This window comes from Vibrio sp. V42_P2S4T144, assembly GCF_009904715.1.
Taxonomy (GTDB): domain Bacteria; phylum Pseudomonadota; class Gammaproteobacteria; order Enterobacterales; family Vibrionaceae; genus Vibrio; species Vibrio alginolyticus.
In genome coordinates this window covers 1-7,326 of the sequence record NZ_WXWS01000333.1, presented here as the reverse complement: position 1 = coordinate 7,326, position 7,326 = coordinate 1, and the positions used below count along the sequence as shown (strand labels likewise).

The window sequence follows — 7,326 nt, the reverse complement described above, 5'->3', positions numbered from 1 at the left end:
CTACTATTAGGATCGACCGTTTCTGTGGATAACCTAAAAATGATCAACAAGATCATGGATCTTCTTTGGATCATATCTTGTGATCATGATTGGATCAGATCGAGGATTACCTGGGATCAAAAGTGGTGGTTATGCACAGGGGGTAAAATTGATCAAAGTTGTTATTGGGATAACTAAAGGAAAATCACTGGATCTTATTGTAGTTATCCACAGTCTGTTTGGTTGGTTTTTGAGCGGTTAAACAAAATAATTTGGTGGGAGTTATTCACATGGGAGAAAACAGAGCCGAATTTCGACTCTGTTGAAGGGAAAGTCGTGAGTTTAAAAACGTTCGATATTCTCTTTTAACCACATCTCTGCGGCGTCTTCTGGCACATCATGGCTCAGTACATCGATTTTAAAGCAATCTGCGAGAGGGGTTGCACCAATATCCTCTAATAAATCATAAGCGTGTTGACCAGCGGCACAGAACGTATCGTAGCTAGAGTCACCAATCGCAATCACCGCAAATTTTACATCAGTCATTTTTGGCGGTGTATTTTGTAATGCTGCGATAAAAGGTTGGATATTATCAGGATACTCACCAGCTCCATGTGTAGAGGTGATCACCAACCACGTACCTTGATTTTCGATATCACTGAGGGAAGGCTGGTTGTGGATCGTTGTTTCAAATCCATTCTCGTTGAGTAGATCACTCAGGTGATCCCCTACGTATTCTGCGCCACCTAACGTGCTGCCTGTAATAATGTGGATCATACTTCTTCCTTATTGAATGCGACGGCTAAAGCTCATGGATGGCTTGCCGTACAAAAAGAAACGCGGTGTGAGTTAAGCTCAGCACCGCGCGTTCGATTATTTACTTCCCGATACAGAATGAAGAGAAGATTCGTCCCAGTAAGTCGTCAGAACTGAACTCACCGGTAATCTCATTGAGATGTTGTTGGGTGATGCGTAGCTCTTCAGCCAATATTTCACCAGCCATATAGCCTTCAAGCTGCTCCTGGCCTATTTGAAGGTGCTGTGCGGCACGTTCTAATGCATCGAGATGACGACGACGAGCCATAAACCCACCTTCACTGTTGCCAGAGAAGCCCATACACTCCTTGAGATGATCGCGCAGAGCTTCAACCCCTGCACCAGTCTTCGCTGACAAACGGATAAGGGTAGGGTTATTGACGTGGCAGATCCCCATATCTTCACCCGTTTGATCCGCTTTATTACGGATCACAGTTATACCAATGTTGTCTGGTAGGCGATCCACAAAATCTGGCCAGATATCTTTCGGATCGGTGGCATCGGTTGTCGTGCCATCCACCATGAACAACACGCGGTCTGCTTGGGCTATTTCATCCCACGCGCGTTCGATACCGATTTTCTCTACTTCATCGGAAGCATCACGCAAACCTGCTGTATCAATGATGTGTAGTGGCATGCCATCAATATGGATGTGCTCACGCAGTACATCACGCGTGGTTCCTGCGATGTCGGTTACGATTGCAGACTCTTTACCCGATAGTGCGTTCAGCAGGCTTGATTTGCCCGCATTTGGACGACCCGCAATCACGACTTTCATCCCTTCACGCATAATAGCGCCTTGGTTAGCTTCTTTGCGCACCGCATCTAGGTTGTCGATGATGGCTTGTAGGTCACCAGCCACTTTACCGTCGGCCAAAAAGTCGATCTCTTCTTCAGGGAAGTCGATGGCTGCTTCAACATAGATACGCAAATGAATCAGCGACTCAACTAAGGTATTAATACGGCCTGAAAATGCGCCCTGTAAGGATTGCAGCGCCGATTTTGCTGCTTCTTCAGAACTGGCATCAATGAGGTCTGCAATCGCTTCGGCTTGAGCGAGGTCGAGTTTATCGTTCAGAAATGCGCGTTCAGAGAACTCACCAGGGCGAGCAGCTCGAATACCATCTATACCTAGAATGCGTTTTATCAGCATATCCATCACGACAGGGCCGCCATGGCCTTGCAGCTCAAGTACGTCTTCACCGGTAAATGAGTGCGGGTTAGGGAAGTACAGTGCGATGCCCTGATCAAGCACAGTGCCATCTTCTGACTTAAACGGCAGGTACTCTGCGTAGCGGGGCTTTAGTGTTTTGCCAGTGACTTCTAACGCCACTTGGTTGGCTTTAGGGCCAGAAACTCGAATAATACCGACACCGCCACGACCAGGCGCGGTCGCTTGAGCGACAATCGTATCTGTAGTCATAATTTTGCCTTTTGAGCTGGGCTATAGGGAAGATACCTAGGGAGCCATCACAATTAATTAGCTGAATTGTAATCAGCCAAAAACAAAAAGGCGACCTTTTGGCCGCCTTTCTCAATCATTTCCTAAAAGGTTACTTGCTGTGTAAGCCTTTTTTCTCTAATCCTTTGTAGATCAGAGTTTGCTGGATAAGCGTTACGATGTTTGACACCAACCAGTACAGAACGAGACCTGATGGGAAGAACAAGAAGAAGAAGGTAAACATAACCGGCATAAAGGTCATGATCTTCTGCTGCATTGGATCCGTTACTGTTGTCGGGCTCATCTTCTGGATTAGGAACATTGACGCACCCATCAGTAGAGGCAGGATGTAGTAAGGGTCCTGCGCTGAAAGGTCATGAATCCAACCGAAGAATGGAGAGTGACGTAGCTCAACCGATTCCATTAGTGCCCAGTAAAGCGCGATGAAGATAGGCATCTGTAGGATAAGAGGTAAACAGCCACCTAGTGGGTTCACTTTCTCTTTCTTGTACAGTTCCATCATTTCTTGGCTCATGCGCTGACGGTCATCACCGATACGCTCACGCATTGCTTGCAGCTTAGGCTGTAGCATGCGCATTTTCGCCATAGACGTGTATTGCGCTTTTGTTAGTGGGTACATTGCACCACGAACGATGAAGGTCAGACAGATGATTGCCACACCCCAGTTGCCAACAAAGCTCTGGATGAATGAAAGCAACATATGAAGAGGCTTCGCAATGAACCATAACCAGCCGTAGTCCACTACTAGGTCTAGGTTAGGTGCCACTTCTGCCATTTCATCTTGCAGTTTTGGACCAACCCAAAGTGTTGCTTCAAACTTAGCCTGATCGCCTGTTGCGATAGTTTTGTTCGGCATACGAACGCCGATGTCGCCGAGGTTGCCAATTACACGAGTGTATAGGTTAGTACCTGGTTCGTTACGTGGGATCCAAGCTGCGGCAAAGTAGTGCTGAATCATTGCTGCCCAACCTTGGCCATCGGCTAGGTTAAGAGACAGGTTGCGATCCTGCATATCATCAAAGCTGTACTTCTTGTAACGCGTATCTTCTGTTGAGTATGCGCCACCACGGTAAGTAGGCATTGTGATGCTACCACCATCGTCCATTAGGTTTTGACGTAGGTGAGCGTACATACCAAATGTTGCGTTGTTGCCTGAGTTGTTCACTACATCGTATTCAACATTAAGCGCGTAGCTGCCGCGTTTAAAGATGTAAGTTTTGGTGTATTCGATGCCGTTTGCAGTGAATGTCATCGGAACGCGAAGTTCATCTTGACCGTCAGCCATTGTGAAGCTGTCTGCACTTACGTTGTAGTGAGGGCGATTTGTGCTGCTCAAGTCGATACCTTGAGGACCCACTAGACCGCTTTGAGCGATAAATTGGTGACCTTGAGCGTCTTTAAGCAGAACAAAGGAATCTGATGAATCTAACTCAGCAGAGTATTCGTTAAGGTTGGCATGTACCACATCGCCACCAACGGTGTCGATCGACAGAGTTAAAACATCAGTCGTTACTGTGATAGTTTTTGCAGAAGCTTGCTGTTGACCGGGAACTGGGTCAAGTTCATCAGCAAAAGATGGTGCAGGTAGAGTGCTGCTTGATTGAGCCTGTTCAACTGCTTGAGGTTCTGGATTCTTTGCAACTTGCCATTGTTGAAACAGCAAAAAAGAAACCAGGGCCAAACCGATGAGCAGGATATTACGTTGAGAATCCATCGTTAGTTATCTCTGTCTTGTTTTTGGACTGGTGGAACGGGGTCATACCCCCCTTCATTCAAAGGGTGGCATTTTAATAGACGTTTGCCTGATAACCAACATCCTTTTACAAAACCGTGAGCTCTCAAAGCTTCTAGCGCGTAAGTGGAACAGGTTGGTGTGAACCGGCAACGAGGACCAATCAAAGGGCTGATAAACCAGCGATACAGATAAACGAGCCCAATGGCTATCCACGTGAAGGGCGAGACAGGCGTTGCCATAGCTTATCAAACAACTTAAAAATTTCCTCATTGCTTAAATCTTGCGCGCTTTTCTTCGCAATCACAACAAAATCTTTGTTTGGAAGCTGATGTTGATTGTTACGAAAGCTTTCACGAGCCAAACGCTTAAATCGGTTACGACCGACAGCCGTTTTGATTTGCTTTTTGGGAACCGCTAAACCTAATCGTGGGTGAGAAAGTTTGTTATTGCGAGCAATGATGGTGAAATGAGGCGAGCCAGCTCGATGAGCTTGCTGGAAGACGTTTTGATAATGCTCGGGAGTTAACAAACGTAACTCCCGATTAAACGCGTACGTGTTCAAAATAAACTAGCGATTATTTTGATAGGCGCGCACGGCCTTTTGCACGACGTGCGTTGATAACTTTACGACCGTTCTTAGTTGCCATGCGAGCACGGAAGCCGTGAGTACGCTTGCGCTTTAGAACTGTAGGTTGAAAAGTGCGTTTCATGATAATTACCTTTACTGATCAGTAGTTTTAGGTTCTTGTTAAACCCGGCGTGGGTATTTGCTTTCTTATATAAAGAAGCTCTTTATATAGAGAAGGACAACCGACGCCTCTCAACAAAGAGGCGGAATTGTAATCACACTCACATAATGTGTCAATGACTCAATGAGTACGAAATTCCGGCCGGGCGATTATACGTAGTGTGAGTAAAATCTCAAGGATCAATCGATCCTGATGCTTGATCGTTACTCTATTCCTACTTGGTTAAGGAATTTTTTCAAACGAGGATCTTGTGGATTATCGAAGATATCCTGTGGAGAACCTTGCTCAACGATATTGCCTTCCGCCATGAAGATCACTCTATCAGCGACTTCTTTCGCGAATTGCATCTCGTGCGTCACCACCAGCATGGTTTGATGCTGATTAGCTAACTTCTTCATTAATGAGAGAACTTCACCGACCCATTCAGGATCCAGCGCAGAAGTTGGTTCGTCAAACAACAGCAGTTCTGGTTGCAGCGCCATCGCTCGGCCGATACCCACACGTTGTTGTTGGCCGCCAGATAATGACGCTGGATAACTATCGCCTTTATCCCCAAGGCCGATGTCATCCAGAATTTGTTGCGCTCGTTTGAGAGCATCGGCTTTTTTCCAACCTCGAACGGTCACTAGACCTTCGGCAATGTTCTGGCGCGCATTCATGTGGGCAAACAGGGCATAGTTTTGGAACACAAAGCCAGTTCGACGACGCAGCGCTAATACTTCGGCTTTAGTGTGTTTTTGAGTATCAACGGAGATGTCATCTATCGTGATACGACCTTCATCTGCTTGTTCTAGAAAGTTCACCGTACGCAGCAAGGTTGATTTACCCGTACCACTTGAGCCGATAATCACGATGATCTCACCTTGCTTAATATCGAGGTCGATGCCTTTCAGCACTTCAGTCTCACCAAAACGTTTGTGAATATTTTCTAACTTAATCATCGTACGTACGCCTTATTCAGTTTTGCTTCTGCCCAGATTTGTACGCGAGTCAGAATCACCACCACGCCCCAGTAAATAAGAGCAACCGCAAGGAAAGCTTCAAAGAAACGGAAACTTGATGAGGCTTCCATCTGTGCTTTCGCCATGATTTCGGCCACACCAAGCGTGAAAGCAAGAGACGTTGACTTGATCATATCGATGAAATAGTTCATCAATGAAGGCAGTGCGACACGCGTTGCTTGAGGTAAAATCACTCGGCGCATTGCTTGGGATGTCGTCATACCGACCGATAAGCTCGCTTCCATTTGGCTGCGATCAATGCCAATAATGGCGGCACGAATACTTTCCGCCATATAAGCGGCAAAGTGCAGCGTTAAACCGATAACCGCTGCTGAAAAGGCGTCGATACCGACCATCAATGGAAAAATTTGCGGTAAGCCGTAATAGAGCAGGAAAAGCTGAACCAACAGTGGGGTGCCACGGAAGAAGCTGATGTACAGTTGGCTTAATTGATCCAGAACTGGCAGTTTAAATACGCGAATATTGGCTAAAATGACGGATAAAATCAGCGAAAACACCAATCCCCATGTCGCCATTTCCATGGTTGTGCCAAGATATTTCAGCAATATCGGCAGCAGTTCCAACATGTAATTAAAGTCAAATCCCATACGGCTTACCTAAAGGCTAGAGAAAAGAAAAGGTGGAAAACAAGTTCCACCTTTACGTAAGTTTATTTTAGTCCGAGAGTGATACCACTTTGCGGCCTAAAGTACAAAGAGTTCTTATTTCGTGATGTCAGCGCCAAACCACTTCACGGAAATTTTCTCTACTGTACCATCTGCGCGCATCTCAGCCAGTGCTTTGTTTACTTCTTCTTGCAGCTTACGACCTTTCTCGTTGTCAACGAAAGGCCATGCGTTTTGAATGGTCTCAAACGGTTCGCCTGCCAATTCCAGAGGAAGGCCAGTTTTCTTAATCAGCTCTAACGCAGAAAGACGATCCATTACAAACGCGTCTGCACGACCGAGCGCCACGTCATGTTCGATACCTGTGTCGTACGTTTTAATGTTGATCTTGCCGTCTTTGTCGTATTGACGCAGCAGTTGCTCAAAGTTAGAGCCTAGGTTCACCGCAACGGTCTTGCCCGCAAGATCGTCAACACCTTTGATGCTGTCGTTGCCTTTACGCACGGTAATTTGTGCGCCATCTACAACGTAAGGGTCAGCAAATAGGTATTTAGCTTTACGCTCATCAGTCATGGTGATTTGGTTGGAGATCGTATCGATACGACCAGTTTCTAAAAGACCAAATAAACCAGAGAAGTTGGCTGTTACGTATTCGATTTTGTAATCGTTACGTTTACCGATTTCATCCCACATGTCGACTTCAAAGCCTTGTAGCTTGTCTTGCTTTACAAAAGTAAACGGGAAGTAGCGACCTGACATACCAACTTTGACTTCAGTAGCGGCTTGTACGGTTGCTGCCGACAGTGCAATGGCTGCAACGGCAACCTTAATCCAGTTTTTCATAATACATCTCCATAATTTTATGGTTGGAAATACTACTGTTAGTTAGCTCAATTAAATAAATAACCAAGAGCAATAACCTAGACCTGTGAGTTATTAGATAATAGAAGAAGAATGT

9 protein-coding genes are annotated in these 7,326 nt (G+C 45.9%); all 9 read right to left on the bottom strand.

What is annotated here, in order from left to right:
* Positions 1 to 321: 321 nt before the first annotated feature.
* Positions 322 to 756: an FMN-binding protein MioC gene (gene mioC / locus CAG68_RS11625; RefSeq protein ID WP_005378900.1), complete on the bottom strand. Its 435-nt coding sequence runs from the start codon at positions 754 to 756 to the stop codon at positions 322 to 324.
* A 100-nt stretch (positions 757 to 856) separates the two neighbouring features.
* Positions 857 to 2,218 (bottom strand): tRNA uridine-5-carboxymethylaminomethyl(34) synthesis GTPase MnmE, encoded by a 1,362-nt coding sequence (gene mnmE, locus CAG68_RS11620; protein WP_005383836.1) that lies wholly within the window; start codon positions 2,216 to 2,218, stop codon positions 857 to 859.
* A 130-nt stretch (positions 2,219 to 2,348) separates the two neighbouring features.
* Entirely contained in the window at positions 2,349 to 3,971 is a 1,623-nt protein-coding gene (gene yidC / locus CAG68_RS11615) for a membrane protein insertase YidC (RefSeq protein ID WP_005383834.1), read from the bottom strand.
* Positions 3,972 to 3,973: 2 nt separating this feature from the next.
* Entirely contained in the window at positions 3,974 to 4,231 is a 258-nt protein-coding gene (gene yidD, locus CAG68_RS11610; protein ID WP_005378822.1) for a membrane protein insertion efficiency factor YidD, read from the bottom strand.
* Positions 4,198 to 4,521 carry a ribonuclease P protein component gene (rnpA, locus tag CAG68_RS11605; RefSeq protein WP_005394102.1) on the bottom strand — a complete coding sequence of 108 codons (324 nt, stop codon included), beginning with the start codon at positions 4,519 to 4,521 and terminating at the stop codon, positions 4,198 to 4,200. Before rnpA ends, yidD begins: the two co-directional genes overlap by 34 nt.
* A 46-nt stretch (positions 4,522 to 4,567) precedes the next feature.
* Positions 4,568 to 4,702, bottom strand: a complete 135-nt coding sequence (gene rpmH, locus CAG68_RS11600; protein WP_005378825.1) for a 50S ribosomal protein L34 — start codon at positions 4,700 to 4,702, stop codon at positions 4,568 to 4,570.
* A gap of 242 nt (positions 4,703 to 4,944) precedes the next feature.
* The gene (locus CAG68_RS11595) at positions 4,945 to 5,682 is read right to left on the bottom strand and encodes an amino acid ABC transporter ATP-binding protein (RefSeq protein ID WP_054730019.1); all 738 of its coding nucleotides are present in this window, start codon (positions 5,680 to 5,682) and stop codon (positions 4,945 to 4,947) included.
* Positions 5,679 to 6,350, bottom strand: coding sequence for an amino acid ABC transporter permease (locus tag CAG68_RS11590; RefSeq protein ID WP_005378829.1), 672 nt, complete (start codon positions 6,348 to 6,350; stop codon positions 5,679 to 5,681). The genes CAG68_RS11595 and CAG68_RS11590 overlap by 4 nt, the downstream gene beginning before the upstream one ends.
* A gap of 114 nt (positions 6,351 to 6,464) precedes the next feature.
* On the bottom strand, positions 6,465 to 7,211 hold the full coding sequence (locus CAG68_RS11585) for an amino acid ABC transporter substrate-binding protein (protein WP_005378831.1): 747 nt from the start codon (positions 7,209 to 7,211) through the stop codon (positions 6,465 to 6,467).
* Between the last annotated feature and the right edge of the window lie 115 nt (positions 7,212 to 7,326).